General features: G+C 40.1%; 1 protein-coding gene. It reads left to right on the top strand.

Features of this window, described 5'->3' with window-relative positions; all coding sequences use genetic code 11:
• Positions 1–184 precede the first annotated feature (184 nt).
• Positions 185–1,459 carry an IS4 family transposase gene (locus AB6811_RS13765; RefSeq protein ID WP_369491192.1) on the top strand — a complete coding sequence of 425 codons (1,275 nt, stop codon included), beginning with the start codon at positions 185–187 and terminating at the stop codon, positions 1,457–1,459.
• The last annotated feature ends 26 nt before the right edge of the window (positions 1,460–1,485 follow it).

Here is a 1,485-nt window from a genome sequence, read left to right as displayed (position 1 = left end):
ATTCAATGTCGTTTAGTTAAGCAAAAGGATAGGAATAGCTCATACAGAATAGGATATAGGGGAAAATAGTTCTTTGAAAAGTTTGTAATTTAGGATGAGTACGCTTACTTTGTAGGGGTATAAAGGGGGTATCACTAGTATTAAAAGCAATTTCGATTACCGTGAGTATTTATCAAAACACATAGTGTATGAACTTGAAAATGAAAGCTTTAGAGGCCGTTCTAAAAATGGCCTCAAAGGGGCATTCACACGCGATAGAAAACTCACAATCAACAACTTAATCATATTGGTAATCAATTTTAAAAGTTCCATACAAAGGGAGCTTGACTCATTTTTCAAAGCCATAGCGAAAAGCGACTTTAAAATACGGGAAGTAACCAAAGGTGCATTTTCGCAGGCAAGGGCTAAACTAAACCCATGGGCATTTCAGCGATTAAATGAGGTTGCTGTCAATGCGTTTTATGAAAAGGCAAACTATGATGTATGGGGTGGTTTACGGGTAGTGGCTGTTGATGGCACAAGGTTGGTACTGCCAAACCATCCGAGCGTGATTGAAGAGTTCGGGCAACACCAGTTTGGCCCCAAAGCAGATAGTCCAAGGTCACTGGCCATGGGGTCGATGCTATACGATGTGTTGAACCAAATAACCATTGATGCCCAATTGGCACCTTACGCATCGAGCGAAAGGGATTTGTTGATGAAACACCTTGGCCATGTAGAAGAAGGGGACTTACTCTTATTGGACCGTGGCTATCCTTGTTTTTGGTTGCTTTTCCTGCTAAAGGCAAGGAAAATTGAGTTTTGTGTTAGGTTAAAAGATGATTGGTGGTTACAGGTAAAAGACTTTACCCGGAGTGACGAAAAAGAACGTTTGGTGACCTTTTCACTACCCAAAAAAGATGTTAAAAAGCTATCGGAGTACCCTGAAATGCTTGGGCAAGCTATAACTTGCCGATTAGTGAAAGTTGAGCTTGAGAATGGCGATATAGAAATATTGTGCACCTCGTTACTGGACGACCAGTATTACACCCATAAAGACATTGAGGAGCTTTACCATTATCGCTGGTCGGAAGAAGAGGCCTACAAGTTGCTAAAAAGCCGCGTGGAAGTTGAAGCCTTCTCCGGCAAAACAGCTACAGCAGTTAAACAGGACTTTTATGCCAAAGTATTCCTTATGACTTTATGTGCGGCATATGCTCATCCCATAGAAGAACGGGTTACTGCCGAATATAAAGCAGATAAAGAAAGAAAGCACGATCAAAAAATCAACCGCACTAATGCGATTTCAATGACCCAGGATATTTTAATCGGGGTTTTTATCCGAAAGCAGTTTAAAGCTGCGTTAGAAGCTTTTGATGATATTGTACAAAACACGCGTGAAATAATCCGACCAAATAGAAAAGTACCTCGAAATAAAAAACCGAAGCGACTTTACTATATGAATTACAAACGATTATGAATATTCCTTAACTAAACGACATTGAT

This window comes from Tenuifilum sp. 4138str (assembly GCF_041102575.1).
In the GTDB taxonomy this organism is placed as follows: domain Bacteria; phylum Bacteroidota; class Bacteroidia; order Bacteroidales; family Tenuifilaceae; genus Tenuifilum; species Tenuifilum osseticum.
This window is presented reverse-complemented; position numbering and strand designations above follow the sequence as displayed.